This window comes from Streptomyces sp. NPDC093544, assembly GCF_040683495.1.
GTDB lineage: Bacteria > Actinomycetota > Actinomycetes > Streptomycetales > Streptomycetaceae > Streptomyces.
Genome location: NZ_JBFBEA010000007.1, coordinates 41,483 through 56,133, shown reverse-complemented (window position 1 = coordinate 56,133; position 14,651 = coordinate 41,483). Strand labels below are relative to the sequence as shown.

General features: G+C 68.8%; 14 protein-coding genes and 1 tRNA gene. 11 read left to right on the top strand and 4 right to left on the bottom strand.

Annotation, left to right across the window (positions count from 1 at the left end):
• Window positions 1-25 precede the first annotated feature (25 nt).
• On the bottom strand, window positions 26-1,567 hold the full coding sequence (locus tag AB0N66_RS11940) for a potassium/proton antiporter (protein ID WP_365432710.1): 1,542 nt from the start codon (window positions 1,565-1,567) through the stop codon (window positions 26-28).
• Between the two features lie 249 nt (window positions 1,568-1,816).
• Here AB0N66_RS11940 and AB0N66_RS11935 point away from each other — a divergent pair, with 249 nt between their 5' ends.
• Window positions 1,817-4,570, top strand: a complete 2,754-nt coding sequence (locus AB0N66_RS11935) for a penicillin acylase family protein (protein WP_365431920.1) — start codon at window positions 1,817-1,819, stop codon at window positions 4,568-4,570.
• Window positions 4,571-4,642: 72 nt separating this feature from the next.
• Here the strand turns inward: AB0N66_RS11935 and AB0N66_RS11930 are convergent, their stop codons facing one another.
• Entirely contained in the window at window positions 4,643-5,218 is a 576-nt protein-coding gene (locus tag AB0N66_RS11930) for a 5-formyltetrahydrofolate cyclo-ligase (protein ID WP_365431917.1), read from the bottom strand.
• Window positions 5,219-5,349: 131 nt separating this feature from the next.
• Here AB0N66_RS11930 and galU point away from each other — a divergent pair, with 131 nt between their 5' ends.
• From galU to AB0N66_RS11895, 7 genes are all read left to right on the top strand, one after another.
• Window positions 5,350-6,252 (top strand): UTP--glucose-1-phosphate uridylyltransferase GalU, encoded by a 903-nt coding sequence (galU, locus tag AB0N66_RS11925; protein WP_365431914.1) that lies wholly within the window; start codon window positions 5,350-5,352, stop codon window positions 6,250-6,252.
• A gap of 4 nt (window positions 6,253-6,256) precedes the next feature.
• Entirely contained in the window at window positions 6,257-7,579 is a 1,323-nt protein-coding gene (gene glp, locus AB0N66_RS11920; protein WP_365431911.1) for a gephyrin-like molybdotransferase Glp, read from the top strand.
• Between the two features lie 60 nt (window positions 7,580-7,639).
• On the top strand, window positions 7,640-8,152 hold the full coding sequence (gene moaC / locus AB0N66_RS11915; protein WP_365431908.1) for a cyclic pyranopterin monophosphate synthase MoaC: 513 nt from the start codon (window positions 7,640-7,642) through the stop codon (window positions 8,150-8,152).
• Window positions 8,149-8,694 carry a MogA/MoaB family molybdenum cofactor biosynthesis protein gene (locus AB0N66_RS11910; protein ID WP_365431905.1) on the top strand — a complete coding sequence of 182 codons (546 nt, stop codon included), beginning with the start codon at window positions 8,149-8,151 and terminating at the stop codon, window positions 8,692-8,694. The genes moaC and AB0N66_RS11910 overlap by 4 nt, the downstream gene beginning before the upstream one ends.
• Complete coding sequence (locus AB0N66_RS11905; RefSeq protein WP_365432707.1) at window positions 8,691-9,425, top strand: GNAT family protein; 735 nt, start codon at window positions 8,691-8,693, stop codon at window positions 9,423-9,425. The genes AB0N66_RS11910 and AB0N66_RS11905 overlap by 4 nt, the downstream gene beginning before the upstream one ends.
• Before the next feature lie 173 nt (window positions 9,426-9,598).
• Complete coding sequence (gene glpR, locus AB0N66_RS11900; RefSeq protein ID WP_365431902.1) at window positions 9,599-10,966, top strand: gephyrin-like molybdotransferase receptor GlpR; 1,368 nt, start codon at window positions 9,599-9,601, stop codon at window positions 10,964-10,966.
• Between the two features lie 95 nt (window positions 10,967-11,061).
• Window positions 11,062-11,135: transfer RNA gene (locus AB0N66_RS11895), tRNA-Ala, on the top strand.
• Window positions 11,136-11,230: 95 nt separating this feature from the next.
• On the opposite strand, the gene AB0N66_RS11890 is transcribed toward AB0N66_RS11895, so the two are convergent.
• The gene (locus tag AB0N66_RS11890) at window positions 11,231-11,641 is read right to left on the bottom strand and encodes a helix-turn-helix domain-containing protein (protein WP_365432704.1); all 411 of its coding nucleotides are present in this window, start codon (window positions 11,639-11,641) and stop codon (window positions 11,231-11,233) included.
• 180 nt (window positions 11,642-11,821) lie between these two features.
• On the opposite strand from AB0N66_RS11890, the gene AB0N66_RS11885 reads away from it, so the two are divergent.
• Window positions 11,822-12,280: a cupin domain-containing protein gene (locus AB0N66_RS11885; protein WP_365431899.1), complete on the top strand. Its 459-nt coding sequence runs from the start codon at window positions 11,822-11,824 to the stop codon at window positions 12,278-12,280.
• Between the two features lie 194 nt (window positions 12,281-12,474).
• The gene (locus AB0N66_RS11880) at window positions 12,475-13,074 is read left to right on the top strand and encodes a DinB family protein (protein WP_365431896.1); all 600 of its coding nucleotides are present in this window, start codon (window positions 12,475-12,477) and stop codon (window positions 13,072-13,074) included.
• A gap of 84 nt (window positions 13,075-13,158) precedes the next feature.
• On the opposite strand, the gene AB0N66_RS11875 is transcribed toward AB0N66_RS11880, so the two are convergent.
• Window positions 13,159-13,644 carry a GNAT family N-acetyltransferase gene (locus AB0N66_RS11875; RefSeq protein ID WP_365431893.1) on the bottom strand — a complete coding sequence of 162 codons (486 nt, stop codon included), beginning with the start codon at window positions 13,642-13,644 and terminating at the stop codon, window positions 13,159-13,161.
• Between the two features lie 84 nt (window positions 13,645-13,728).
• Between AB0N66_RS11875 and AB0N66_RS11870 the strand changes: the two genes are divergently transcribed.
• Window positions 13,729-14,532: an exodeoxyribonuclease III gene (locus tag AB0N66_RS11870; protein WP_365431890.1), complete on the top strand. Its 804-nt coding sequence runs from the start codon at window positions 13,729-13,731 to the stop codon at window positions 14,530-14,532.
• Window positions 14,533-14,651: the final 119 nt, after the last annotated feature.

Sequence of the window (14,651 nt, the reverse complement as noted above, 5' to 3'; positions counted from 1 at the left end):
ATCCCGTCCCTGCGTCACCGACCGGTCAGCGCTCGGTTCGGGCGCCCGCCGGTCCCAGCCAGCCTGCCAGCTTGCCGCCCTGGCCCACCGCGCGGAGCCGCTGCTCGGCAGCGTCCCGAACGGGATCGGTGGCCACGACGAGGAGCTCGTCGCCGCGCCGCAGCACGGTCGTGGGCAGCGGCACGAAGGACTTCGCGTCGCGCACGACGAGCGTGACGGCGGCGCCCGCGGGCAGCCGCAGCTCGCCCACCTCGACGCCGTGCATACGTGATCCGCCCGGGATCGCGACGGACAGCAGATGGCCGCGCAGCCGCTCCAGGGGCGCCGATTCGATGCCCAGGTCGGCGGGCCCCTCGGACTCGCCGAGACGCAGCTTGCGGGCCAGCCAGGGCAGCGTGGGCCCTTGGATGAGGGTGTAGACGACGACCAGTACGAAGACGATGTTGAAGATGCGACGGCTTTCCTCGATGCCGCTCACCATCGGGATGGTCGCCAGGATGATGGGTACGGCGCCGCGCAGCCCGGCCCAGGACATCAGTGTCTGTTCCTGCCACGGCAGACGGAACGGCAGCAGGCTCAGGACGATGCTGAGTGGGCGGGCGACCATGGTCAGCACCAGGCCTATGACGAGCGCGGGCCAGACGTCGTCGCCCATCTCGTGCGGCGTGACCAGCAGGCCGAGCAGTACGAACATGCCGATCTGGGCGATCCAGCCGAGCCCTTCGGCGAAACCGCGCGTGGCGGGCCAGTGCGGCAGTTTCGCGTTGCCCAGCACCATCGCCGCGAGGTACACGGCGAGGAAGCCGCTGCCGTGGGCGAGCGCCCCGGCGGCGTACGCCACGACCGCGATGGCCATCACGGCGATCGGGTAGAGGCCGGAGGCGGGCAGTGCCACATGCCGCAGCCCGTACGAGCCCAGGAAGCCCACCGCGATGCCGATGGCCGCGCCGATGGCGAGTTCCAGAGCTATCTCGCCCAGCAGCAGGTACCAGTGCTCCACCGGGCCCGCCGTGCAGAACGCGACGACGAGGATGACCACCGGGGCGTCGTTGAAGCCGGATTCGGCTTCCAGGACGCCCGTCACGCGCGTGGGGAGGGGGATTTTCCGCAGCACCGAGAAGACCGCCGCCGCGTCCGTCGAGGACACCACCGCCCCGATGATGAGCGCCTGACGCCAGTCGAAGCCGACCAGATAGTGGGCCGCCGTGGCCGTGACCGCGACGCTCACCGCGACTCCGACCAGCGCCAGCGACGTGGCGGCGGGAAGAGCCGGCTTGATTTCCTTCCACTTCGTGCCGAGGCCGCCCTCGGCCAGGATCACCACCAGGGCCGCGTACCCGATGACCTGGGTCATCTCGGCGTTGTTGAAGTGGACGTTGCCGATTCCGTCCTGGCCCATCGCGATGCCGATGCCCAGGTACACGAGCAGGGTCGGGAGCCCGCTGCGCGAAGAGATCCGAACCGCTGCCACCGCGACGAGCAGAACGAGCGAGCACACGAGCAGGAGTTGGTTGAGGTGGTGGACAGTCAGCGGCCGTTCCTTCCTCGTCAATCCGGACACGCGGATCGGAACGCTCAGATCGGCACACGCGGATCGGAACCCTCGGATCAGAACACCGGAAGCCGAGCACTTCAGTGCAAGTACTTCGTTACCTTACCTAACTCTTGACGCTTTCTTGACGCTCGCCGGTGCAAGATCGAACGCCCGTCCGTTCGGGTACCCGACTCCGCGTCAAGGCGCGGTGGGCCCTGCGCCTATGGTTGCTCCAGCACTCCAGGACCGCCTGCCGCTCGCGTTAGGACAGCAAGGACAGCGATGCCCCCCAACACCACCGCCTCTTCCGGCCAAAAGCCCGGCAAGTCCGGCAGGAAGAAGGGGCGCAAAGCCCGACTGTTCTTGATCGTCCTGGTTTTGGCCGTCATCGGCGGCATCGCCTTCGGCGGGTTCTGGACCGTCAGCACAGTGCGCGCTTCCTTCCCGCAAACCACGGGCGAGATCACGCTCGACGGTCTGTCAGGACCCGTGGACGTCAAGCGGGACAGCTACGGAATCCCGCAGATCTACGCCTCGTCGGACGAGGACCTCTTCATGGCGCAGGGCTTCGTCCAGGCGCAGGACCGGTTCTACGAGATGGACGTACGCCGCCACATGACCTCGGGCCGGCTGTCCGAGATGTTCGGCTCGGGGCAGGTCAAGGACGACGAGTTCCTGCGCACCATGGGCTGGGACCGCGTCGCGCAGGAGGAGTACGACACCAAGCTGTCGGACTCCACGAAGAAGTACCTCCAGGCATACGCCAAGGGAGTCAATGCCTACCTGAAGGGCAAGGACGGCAAGGACATCTCCCTGGAGTACGCGGCCCTTGGCTTCCGCAACGACTACAAGCCCCAGGAGTGGACCCCGGTCGACTCGGTGGCCTGGCTCAAGGCGATGGCCTGGGACCTGCGCGGCAACATGGACGACGAGATCGACCGCTCCCTGATGACCAGCCGCCTGGGCCCGCAGCAGATCAAGGACCTGTACCCGGAGTACCCCTACAGCCGGAACGAGACGATCGTCCAGGACGGCGAGTACGACAGCGCCACCGGGTCGTACGTCCAGGGCGACAGCACCACCTCGACGGGCTCCACGGCGGGCACGGGGCTCGCGGGCAACACCGCGGCGCCCTCCGACCTGGAGAGCCAGTTGTCGGGGCTCTACGACATTCTCGGAGACCTGCCCACCGCCGTCGGAGTGAACGGCGACGGCATCGGCTCCAACTCCTGGGTCGTCGGCGGCGACCACACCATCACCGGCAAGCCGCTGCTGGCCAACGACCCGCACCTGTCGCCCTCGCTGCCCTCGGTCTGGTACCAGATGGGCCTGCACTGCAGAACCGTCTCCGCCACATGCCAGTACGACGTCTCGGGCTACACCTTCGCGGGCATGCCCGGTGTGGTCATCGGCCACAACCAGGACATCGCCTGGGGCATGACCAACTCCGGCGTCGACGTCACCGACCTCTACCTGGAGAAGCTCACCGGCGACGGCTACCAGGTCGACGGCAAGGTGAAGCCCTTCACGACCCGCAAGGAGACCATCAAGGTCGCGGGCGGCGCGTCCAAGACGATCGTCGTCCGGGAGACCGACAACGGGCCCCTGCTGTCCGACCGTGACGACGAACTCGTCAAGGTCGGTGAGAAGGCCACCGTCGACTCCGCGGCGCCCGACCGCGGCGACGGCTACGGCATCTCGCTGCGCTGGACCGCGCTGGAAGCGGGCAACACCATGGACGCCGTCTTCGAGTTGGACAAGGCCTCCGACTGGACCGAGTTCCGCAACGCGTCCGCGTCCTTCGACGTGCCCTCGCAGAACCTGATCTACGCCGACACCCAGGGCAACATCGGCTACCAGCTGCCCGGCAAGATCCCCACGCGCGGCGAGGGCGACGGCTCGCTCCCGGCGCCGGGCTGGGACTCCAAGTACGACTGGACCGGCTACATCAAGCAGGCCGAGCTGCCCTACGACTACAACCCGAAGCGCGGCTACATCGTGACCGCCAACCAGGCCGTCGTCGAGAAGGACAAGTACCCCTACACGCTCACCACGGACTGGGGCTACGGCACGCGCAGTCAGCGGATCACCGACCTGATCGAGTCGAAGATCAAGGGCGGCGGCAAGATCTCGACCGAGGACATGCGTCAGATGCAGCTCGACAACAGCAGCGAGATCGCCAAGCTGCTGGTGCCCAAGCTGCTCAAGATCGACATCGACGACCCTCACGTCCGCGAGGCGCAGAAGCTCCTGGAGGGCTGGGACTACACCCAGGACGCCGATTCCGCGGCTGCCGCCTACTTCAACTCGGTCTGGCGCAACATCCTCAAGCTCGCCTTCGGCAACAAGCTGCCCAAGGAGCTGCGGGTCGAGGGCCAGTGCCTCAACGTGGCTCCGGTCGACTCCACAGGTCCCGCGGACGAGGACCAGACGGTGCTCGAGTGCGGCGAGCGCGACGCGGACCAGGCCCAGCCGGACGGCGGCGACCGCTGGTTCGAGGTGGTCCGCAACATCATCGACGACGAGGACAACGACTGGTGGCAGTCGCCTGCGACGCGCACCGACGAGGCCACCGACACCCGTGACGAGCTGTTCGCCCGGGCCATGACGGACGCCCAATGGGAGCTGACCGCCAAGCTCGGCAAGGACATCGACACCTGGAACTGGGGCCGGCTGCACCGCCTGTTCCTGAAGAACCAGACCCTGGGCATCGATGGCCCCGACGTCGTGCAGTACATGCTCAACCGCGGCCCCTGGAAGCTCAGTGGCGGCGAGGCGACGGTCAACGCGACCGGCTGGAACGCGGCGGGTGGCTACGGCGTGGTCTGGGTGCCGTCCATGCGGATGGTGGTCAACCTCGGAGACCTCGACAAGTCCAAGTGGATCAACCTCACCGGCGCCTCAGGACACGCCTACAGCGCCCACTACACCGACCAGACGGACATCTGGGCCGAGGGACAACTGCTGGACTGGTCCTTCTCGGAGAAGGCCGTCGAGAGCAGTACGAGCGACACGCTGGTCCTGAAACCGTCGTGACGCGATGACGCAAGGAAAGGGCCCTCCACGCGCGCGTGGAGGGCCCTTTCCCATGTGACCGAGGGACGTCGGTCAGCGGAAGCGACGTAGGCCGGTCGGGGTCACCACCGCGTGCACGGGCCGGTCGTGCGGTTCCTCGGGCACTCGCTCGACGACCTCCGAGCCGTACAGCAGCACCACCAGCGCGGGATCGGCCCCCGCGCGCTCCAGACGGGCCAGTACGCGGTCGTACGACCCTCCGCCGCGCCCCAGGCGCATCCCGCGCCCGTCGACGGCGAGACCGGGCAGCAGGACGGCGTCCGCCTCCTGGACGGCCTCGGGCCCCAGCCGCTCGCCCGCGGGCTCCAAGAGGGCCATCTTTCCGCCGTGTTGGACACGTACCAGGGAGCCCGCTCCGGCGTACGCCCCCCAGTCCAGGTCGTTGTCCGCCAGCAGGACGGGGAGCAGCACGCGCACCCCGCGCGCGTGGAGCGCGTCCAGGAGCGCGAGGGTTCCGGGCTCGCCCCCCACCGAGACGTACGCCGCCACCGTGCGCGCGTGCGCCAACTCGGGCAGTTCCAGGGCGCGGGCGGCGAGAGTCGCGGTCGTTTCCCGCACGTCATCGGGCGTCAACCCGTTTCTCACCGCGAGGATTTCTTGTCGCAACATTCGCTTGTCATGCTCTGCATTGGATCCGGCGTGACTCACAGGTGACTCCAGCGGCTTCGCAATAGGCTCATATGAGAGCAAATTAACCGGAGCCACAGATTCCCACCATAGCCACCGGATATGGTTCGGACATGACTGAGTCACACCCCAGGATCAGCAAGGCTGTCATCCCCGCAGCAGGCCTCGGCACCCGGTTCCTGCCGGCCACCAAAGCCACGCCCAAGGAGATGCTGCCGGTCGTCGACAAGCCGGCGATCCAGTACGTGGTCGAAGAGGCCGCGGCAGCGGGTCTTGACGATGTCCTGATGATCACAGGCCGCAACAAGCGTCCCCTTGAGGACCACTTCGACCGTAACTACGAGCTCGAGTCGGCCCTCCAGAAGAAGGGCGACGCCGACCGGCTCGCCAGGGTTCAGGAGTCCAGCGACCTCGCCACCATGCACTACGTGCGCCAGGGCGACCCCAAGGGACTTGGTCACGCCGTCCTGTGCGCGGCCCCGCACGTCGGCCACGAGCCCTTCGCGGTGCTTCTCGGAGACGACCTGATCGACCCGCGCGACCCCCTGCTCGCGCGCATGGTCGAGGTCCAGGAGCAGCACGGCGGCAGCGTCATCGCGCTCATGGAAGTCGCGCCCGAGCAGATCCACCTCTACGGATGTGCCGCCGTCGAGACCACCGGCGAGGACGACCTCGTGAAGGTGACGGGCCTGGTCGAGAAGCCGGACCCGGCCGACGCGCCCAGCAACTACGCGATCATCGGACGCTACGTCCTTGACCCGCACGTCTTCGACATACTCCGCAAGACCGAGCCGGGCCGCGGCGGCGAGATCCAGCTCACCGACGCCCTCCAGCAGCTCGCCACCGACGAGAAGGTCGGCGGCCCCGTGCACGGCGTCGTCTTCCGGGGCCGCCGCTATGACACCGGCGACCGCGGCGACTACCTGCGTGCCATTGTCAGACTCGCATGCGAACGTGAAGACCTGGGCCCGGACTTCCGGACCTGGCTTCGCAGTTACGTAGCCGAGGAGATGTAGCGATTTGAGCACCGCCGCGACCCGTGTCACCGGCCAGGACCACATCTGGTCGGTGACCGAGCACCTGGAGGACATCCTCGCGACCGTGCGCCCCCTCGAACCCATCGAGCTGCAACTCCTCGACGCCCAGGGCTGCGTGCTGGTCGAGGACATCACGGTGCCGGTCTCCCTGCCACCGTTCGACAACAGCTCGATGGACGGGTACGCGGTGCGGGTCGCGGATGTCGCGGGCGCGAGCGAGGAGTTCCCGGCCGTTCTGACGGTCGTCGGCGATGTCGCGGCGGGCCAGGCGGAGCTGCTCCACGTGGGCCCCGGCCAGGCCGCGCGCATCATGACCGGCGCCCCGCTGCCTCCCGGCGCCGAGGCAGTCGTCCCCGTGGAGTGGACCGACGGCGGCCTGGGCGAGGGCCCGGTCTCCGGAATGCGGGCCCACAGCGCGGCACCCGAGGGCGCCTTCGGGCAGGTACAGGTCCACCGCCCGGCCCAGGCACGCGCGCACGTGCGCGCCAAGGGCAGCGACGTGAAAGCCGGCGACCGCGCCCTCGACGCCGGCACGATCCTCGGCCCGCCGCAGATCGGCCTGCTCGCCGCGATCGGCCGCGGCACCGTACGCGTACGCCCCCGCGCCCGTGTGGTCGTCATGTCCACCGGCAGCGAACTCGTCCAGCCCGACGAGGAGTTGGGCAGCGGCCAGATCTACGACTCCAACAGCTTCGCCCTCTGCGCCGCCGCCCGCGACGCCGGAGCCATCGCCTACCGGGTCGGCGCGGTCGCCGACGACGCCGAGACGCTCCGCGCCACCATCGAGGACCAGCTCATCCGAGCAGATCTGCTGGTCACCACGGGCGGGGTGAGCGTCGGAGCGTACGACGTCGTCAAGGAAGCCCTCTCCTCCGTAGGCGACGAGGACGAGGCGGGCAGCGGCATCGAGTTCCGCAAACTCGCCATGCAGCCCGGCAAGCCCCAGGGCTTCGGCACCATCGGCCCCGACCACACCCCGCTGCTCGCGCTCCCGGGCAACCCCGTGTCCTCGTACGTCTCCTTCGAACTGTTCGTCCGCCCCGCGATCCGCACCCTGATGGGCCTGAAGGACATCCACCGCCCGACGGTGCGGGCAGTCGTCGTGACCGACAAGGCACTGACCTCGCCCGCGGGACGCAGACAGTTCCTGCGAGGGACGTACGCGGACGGCCGGGTGACGCCCGTCGGAGGCGCCGGATCCCATCTGGTCGCGGCCCTCGCACAGGCCGACGCCCTCATCGTCGTCCCCGAGAACGACACCTCGGTCGAGCCCGGCGCCGAGGTCGACGTGGTCCTGCTCGGCTGAGCGGGCCGAGTTGGCGGTACCGTGTCGCGCACAACAGGCCGACCGGGAGCGCCGCAGCACATGACAGTTCCATCCCGGGGGGAGACCCCCGGACCCCATGCACAGGACCGGCTCACGCACATCGACGAGGTGGGCGCCGCCCGCATGGTCGACGTGTCCGCCAAGGACGTGACCGCGCGCACCGCCCGTGCCAGCGGCCGCGTCCTGGTCTCACCCCGTGTCATCGAGCTGCTGCGCGGCGAGGGTGTCCCCAAGGGTGACGCCCTCGCGACCGCACGCATCGCCGGCATCATGGGCGCCAAGCGCACGCCGGACCTGATCCCGCTGTGCCACCCGTTGTCGGTGTCGGGTGTCAAGCTTGATCTGTCGGTCACGGACGACGCCGTCGAGATCCTCGCCACCGTGAAGACCACGGACCGGACGGGCGTCGAGATGGAGGCCCTCACCGCCGTCAGTGTGGCGGCCCTCACCGTGATCGACATGGTCAAAGCGGTCGACAAGGGGGCGGTCATCACGGACGTACGCGTGGAGGAGAAGACGGGCGGCAAGTCGGGCGACTGGAGCCGGGCATGACGGCGCCGGTCGAACCGCCGATCGGCGGCGCCCTCGTCGCCCCGTACAGCGCCCTGGTCGTCACGGCCTCCAACCGTGCCGCGGCAGGTGTCTACGAGGACAGGGGCGGTCCGCTCATCGTGGCGGGGCTGAAGTCCTTCGGCTTCGCCGTCGACGGGCCGTGGGTCGTTCCGGACGGGGACCCGGTGGAGAACGCCCTACGAGTCGGTGTCGACGCCGGGTACGACGTCATCCTCACCACCGGCGGCACCGGCATCTCGCCCACCGACCGGACCCCGGAGGCCACCCGTCGCGTTCTCGACCACGAGATCCCGGGCATTCCCGAGGCCATCAGGGCGTTCGGAAATGTGAAGGTGCCCACGGCGGCGCTGTCCCGGGGGCTCGCTGGAGTCGCGGGAGGGACGCTGGTCGTCAACCTGCCGGGTTCCACCGGTGGGGTGAAGGACGGACTGGCCGTCCTGGAGCCCCTGCTGACTCACGCCGTCGACCAGATCCGCGGCGGCGACCACACCAGACCCAGCGGCAGTGGGGGTGTGAGCTGAACACCCCATCCTGGCCCGTCGAGCTGGTGGACGGCGATGTCGTCCTCCGGCCGATAAAGGTGCGCGACCAGCGGACCTGGCGTGAGGTCAACCGACGTAACCGGGACTGGCTGCGGCCCTGGGAGGCGACCATTCCGCCGCCCACGCCCAGCGGTCCGATCGCGCACCGGCCGACCTACCGGCAGATGGTCCGGCACCTGCGGGCCGAGGCCAACGCGGGCCGGATGCTGCCTTTCGTGATCGAGTACCAGGGGCGGCTCGTCGGGCAGTTGACGGTCGCCGGAATCACCTGGGGCTCGATGTGCTCCGGGCACATCGGCTACTGGGTCGACCAGTCGGTGGCCGGGCGCGGAGTGATGCCGACGGCCGTGGCGCTCGTGACCGACCACTGCTTCCGCACTGTCGGACTGCACCGCGTCGAAGTCTGTATTCGCCCCGAGAACGGGCCCAGCCGCAGAGTCGTGGAGAAACTCGGATTCCGCGAGGAAGGCCTTCGTCCACGTTATCTTCACATCGACGGAGCCTGGCGCGACCATCTCGTCTTCGCGCTCACCGCCGAAGAGGTACCGGAGGGGTTGCTCGGGCGTTGGCAGCGGACGCGCGCGGAGCGGGCGCGCTCCGAACAGGAGCGATTGGACCAGACCAGGCCGGGGCAGGTAGGGCACGAACAGGTGCGGCCCGGGCAGACGGGCACGCAGAACCCGAGCAAGCCGGGCAACGCCAGTAAATGAAATAGGTGTTCGAAATTGATCGCCCGGCGATCGTCTCGGGGCATTAAATTCGCGGTCCCAGCGGCCAGCTGATCGCATCGGTCACAAAAAAAGCTCGAAATATCAGCCAGATCGTGCGACACACCGACTCAATTGGCAGATGGCCTCACGCAAACCCCTCTACCGTGTGAGGCGTGAGCAGCAGCGGCCTCATCTACGCAGTCATCGTCGGGGCCTGGGCCGCCTACTTGGTGCCGATGTGGCTCCGTAGGCAGGACGAGCTGAACGAAGCCCGTCCGACGGAACGCTTCAGCACCGCCATCCGGCTGCTGTCCGGACGGGCGGGCATGGAGCGCCGATACGCCAAGGACCTGCGGGCGCGCTCCACCGAAGACGGGGAGCCCAGCGCCGATTCGGACGGCGTCACCGACTCGGTGGACGTCCGGGCCTTCGCCATGCCTCCGGCCCAGGCGCAAGCGCCGGCCCAGCACCGACCGCAGACGCACGCGCAGGCACAGTCCCGGCCGCAGGTGCGGGAGCGGGTTCAGGCGCAGCCGCCCGTCCAGCCGGAGTCGGAGCCGACGCATCAGAGTGCGGGCAGGCCCGGCACCCAGCACGGAAAACCGGCGCACACGGCGCAGGAGCCGGCGCGCGCGGCGCACTCGGCACCGGCCACCGCCAGGCCCGTACCGCAGCAGTCGGCCAGGTCCGCGCCGAAGCAGTCGGCCAGGTCCAAGTCCGAGCCCAACCCGAACTCCGTGTCCCGGCGGACCCCCGCGGCGCGGCGTGCTTCCTCGGCGGAGGCCGCGGCGCGTGCCCGGCGCTCGAAGGTGCTCGCGCGTCGGCGGCGTACGACGGTGATGCTCTTCCTCGCCTTCACGCTCGGCACGATCGTGGCGGCCGTCGGCGGGCTCGCGTTCCTGTGGGCGCCCGCCGTACCGGCAGTGATGCTGAGCGGGTACATCGTGTATCTGCGCGCCCAGGAAAGGCGTCGCTTCACGTACACGATGGACCGGCGCCAGGCAGAGGCCGCCGCGCAGCGGCTGCGGGAGAGGCAGCCGCGACGGCGGCCGACCACCGACCCCGGAGCCGACGAGCCGGACGAGGGACCCGAGCCGGAGACCGACCCCGGTCTCTCCGCGCTCGCCGCGGACCGCCGCGCGCTCGTCGAGCAGACCGATCACGCGGAGTGGGTGGATCAGCAGCGCGAGCGGCAGCGCGGCCCCGGCCGGGGCGACAGCTGGGATCCGGTGCCGGTTCCGCTTCCGACGTACGTGACCGCGCCGGTCGCGCCCCGGGCCACATCCAGTGTCGACCTCGGGGCGCCGGACGCGTGGAGCTCGGCGCGGTCCAGCGCAGTCGAGTCGAGTGCGCCTGAGGCGGAGCGCGTCGCCGAGGAAGAGTACGAGGACGACGGGGGCGCCGATGGCGCGGACTGCGCCGACGACACTCGCAGCGACGCGCGTCGCGCCGCGTCCGCCCGGCGCGCCCGCGAGCGCGGTCGCACCCCGCTGTTCGACCAGTACGAGGACGGGGAACGGCCGCGCGCGGCCAACGAGTGAGGGTGCTGTGACGGTCCCTCGGGGCCGCTGGCTGACCAGCCAGGAACGGATTTCCAGGCACCCTGATGGGGGTGCTAGAGTTTCTCTCGTTGCAAGGGCCTGTGGCGCAGTCTGGTAGCGCACCTCGTTCGCATCGAGGGGGTCTGGGGTTCAAATCCCCACAGGTCCACCGCAGCTCAGAGCCCCAGTTGGAGTGATCCAACTGGGGCTCTTTGGCGTCCAGGTGACTGCTCAAGCTCCAAGTACCCGCGCGGGCGCGGCCCGTTAGCGTGAGTCGGCTGTCCCGGCGTCGGCCCGGTGCCGGCGGATCTCGTCGTGGTGGGTGATCGACCAGTCGATCAGGGAGACCACGATGTCGATGAGGCTGGCGCCCAGCGGGGCGAGGGCGTATTCCACCCGTGGCGGCACCTCGGCATAGGCGGTCCTGGTGATCAGGCCGTCTTGGTGGAGCTGGGCCAGGGTGCGCGAGAGCATGCGCTGGGAGATGCCGGGGATGGCGTGCAGCAGTTCGGTGTAGCGCATCAGGCCGTCCTGCAGGGTCGCGATCACCATCAACGACCACTTGTCCCCGACCCGGTCCATGATCTGGCGGACGAAGTCCGCGTGCTCGACCGGGATACGGGCGCAGGGCCCCGGGAGTGCGGCTGTTTCCCTCTGAGCCGCGACGGCGTCCATTGCGGACATCCCCCTTCGGTAGCGGACACGGATGTGTGTTTTGTAGGCCCTCTCATACTGGCCTATCGTGGCGTTACATACCAATCGTAAGTATCCAGGTCACGCCGATCTGACTCGCTATGGAGGCACTACATGTCCGGATCCGCATCAACTCATGGACAGCAGGATGGAACGCCGCTGATGAGTAGCTACCGAGTAGTCGAAACCGGGGTGACCGAGACGGGACTCTCGACGATCACCCGGGACGAAGTCGTGCCCGTCACCAGCGTCCCGGACGGGCGTGGCCTCGGCCGGCTCTGGGAGGGCGACGGGGTGCTGCCGGGCGGCGACGCGGTGAAGCCAGGGGACGACGCGGTGGAGTCGCCGTTCTTCCCCACGGCGGGCGGGGTGCGGTTCTGGTCAGTGACCGTGCCCCCCGAGGCCCCCGACGCTCCGCCGCCTGCGGAGTTCCACCACACTTCCACGCTCGACGTCGGACTCGTCCTCTCCGGACGGATCGTGCTGGAGATGGAGGACGGAACATCCGCGGAGTTGTCGGCGGGGCAGGCGTTCGCCCAGCAGGGCACCCCGCACCACTGGCGGAATCCGTACCCCGTGGACGCCGTCATCGCGGTCGTCATGATGGGGCGGGACCACTGACGGGCCGGCATTGCCGAAGGGCGGCGTCCACCGTGGCTACGCCGACCGCGGATGTGCCCTGCTGGTTCTTCTCGGCGGAGCCTCAGGTCCCACGGGGCAGGGTGTACAACGGCTGAGTCGGGCCACGAGACTGTCTGCGATCGGCGCCGTTGCTCGGGATGGCGTGCGGGTTTCCGGCGGCGAAAGGGGCGAGAGTGTTCGATCTCAAAGAGGAGTTGCATCGCAAGCTGCAAGCTCACAGGGCAGGACTACTGGGCAAGCTTGCGGACCTGAGTGAGTACGACCTGCGTCGGCCCCTGACGCCGACCGGCACCAACTTGCTCGGCCTCATCAAGCACCTGGCCGGTGTGGAGTACGAGTACCTCGGTGGGTCGTTCAAGCGACCGGCGCCCGAGACCATGTCGTGGATCGAGGACGGCTCGATCTGGGAGGGCGCCGACATGTGGGCGACACCCGATGAGTCGAGCGAGTACCTGATCGGGCTCTACAGACGCGCCTGTGCGCACGCCGATCAGACCATCGCGGACCTGGACCTGGATGCTGCCGGGTGGGTGGCCCACTGGCAGGAGGGAAAGCGCGACACGACCTTGGGCGTTCTGCTCATTCGGATGGTGTCCGAGACTGCCCAGCACGCCGGCCATGCCGATGTGGTCCGCGAACTCATCGACGGGCGCGCCGGTCCGGATCATGACGAGATGGGAGACGGGGCCCGGTGGCGTGAGTACGTTGCTGGGATCCAGGCGGCAGCGGACTCATTCGCGACAGGCGTCCACACGGACAAGCCGACCGGCTAGTGCCGAACACGTTCCGCCTCTGGAAGCGACGCCCGGAGGCGCTGCGTAGTACATCAGCGAACGGGATCTCTGTTTGGGCGAGGCCTACTTCGAGCGCAGTGACCTCGCGAAGCAGCGGCTCATGGGGGAGTCGCGGTAGTGGCCGAACTTGGCGCACGGTTCGTAGCCGCTCGACTCGTACAGCGCGATCGCCTCGGGCTGCTCGGTGCCCGTCTCCAGAACCATGCGGGTACGTCCGGCCGCGCGGGCGTCCGTCTCCAGTGCGGCCAGGATGCGGCGGGCGAGGCCGAGGCCGCGGGCCTGAGGGATCACGTACATGCGCTTGAGTTCGGCGTCGCCGTCCGCGTACCCCTCGTCGTTCTCGTTCTGTGTGCGCCAGCCCCCGGTGGCCAGCGGCCGGTCCCGGTCGTCGTACGCGATGAGGTACCGGCCGAGCGGTGGCTCGAACATCCTCGCGTCGAGCGGTGTGACATCGCCCTCGTCGCCGTAGCGCTCGGCGTATTCGGCCTGCACCTGGTCGTTGAGCTTGACGGCGTCGGGGTGGTCGAAGGGGACCCGGCGGATATTCATGCGAACCATCGTACTTCTATGCGTAGGGTGGACGGTACGTGTGGGTGGTACGGGTGGGCAGTACGGATTAAGTATCGTGCCCGGGTGCTGACTATTACCTCTGTGAACGTGAATGGGCTTCGGGCCGCCGCGAAGAAGGGTTTCGTGGAGTGGCTCGCCGAGACCTCCGCGGACGTGCTGTGCCTGCAAGAGGTGCGGGCCGAGCCGCAGCAGCTGCCGGACGAGGTGCGCGCGCCCGACGGCTGGCACGTCGTGCACGCGCCCGCCGCGGCCAAGGGGCGCGCGGGTGTGTCCCTGTACACGCGGCGCGAGCCCGACCGGGTGCGGATCGGGTTCGGATCCGAGGAGTTCGACTCCAGCGGGCGGTACGTCGAGGCCGACCTGCCCGGTGTCACCGTCGCCAGCCTCTACCTGCCCTCGGGGGAGGTCGGGACCGACCGCCAGGACGAGAAGATCCGGTTCATGGGGGAGTTCCTCGCCTATCTGAAGGGGCTCAGGGAGCGGGCAGCCGCCGACGGGCGCGAGGTCGTCGTGTGTGGCGACTGGAACATCGCCCACCGTGAGGCCGACCTCAAGAACTGGCGTGCCAACAAGAAGAACTCCGGGTTCCTGCCCGAGGAGCGGGAGTGGCTGGGGCGGGTCCTCGACGCGACCGATGGCGGGTACGTCGATGTCGTCCGCGCGCTGCACCCGGACGTCGAGGGGCCGTACTCGTGGTGGTCTTATCGGGGGCGGGCTTTCGACAACGATTCAGGTTGGAGGATCGACTATCAGATCTCGACGCCGGGGCTCGCGGACAAGGCCGTCAAGGGCTTCGTGGAGCGGGCGGCGACGCATGTCGAGCGTTGGTCGGACCATGCGCCGGTGACGGTGGTCTACCAGCTGTGATCGCGTAGGCCCTCCTCGGTCCATGGGCTACGCCCCGTGATCCACGGCATGCGTCCTATGGCTTCACGGCCTACGTCCTATGGCTTCACCGCCTACGTCCTATGGCTTCACGGCCTACG

Coding starts and splice junctions, on each gene's coding strand:
- AB0N66_RS11875 (WP_365431893.1), bottom strand. CDS start 13,644: ATGAATATCCGCCGGGTCCCCTTCGACCACCCCGACGCCGTCAAGCTC.
- AB0N66_RS11935 (WP_365431920.1), top strand. CDS start 1,817: ATGCCCCCCAACACCACCGCCTCTTCCGGCCAAAAGCCCGGCAAGTCC.
- AB0N66_RS11885 (WP_365431899.1), top strand. CDS start 11,822: ATGAGTAGCTACCGAGTAGTCGAAACCGGGGTGACCGAGACGGGACTC.
- galU (WP_365431914.1), top strand. CDS start 5,350: ATGACTGAGTCACACCCCAGGATCAGCAAGGCTGTCATCCCCGCAGCA.
- AB0N66_RS11930 (WP_365431917.1), bottom strand. CDS start 5,218: ATGTTGCGACAAGAAATCCTCGCGGTGAGAAACGGGTTGACGCCCGAT.
- moaC (WP_365431908.1), top strand. CDS start 7,640: ATGACAGTTCCATCCCGGGGGGAGACCCCCGGACCCCATGCACAGGAC.
- AB0N66_RS11910 (WP_365431905.1), top strand. CDS start 8,149: ATGACGGCGCCGGTCGAACCGCCGATCGGCGGCGCCCTCGTCGCCCCG.
- AB0N66_RS11890 (WP_365432704.1), bottom strand. CDS start 11,641: ATGGACGCCGTCGCGGCTCAGAGGGAAACAGCCGCACTCCCGGGGCCC.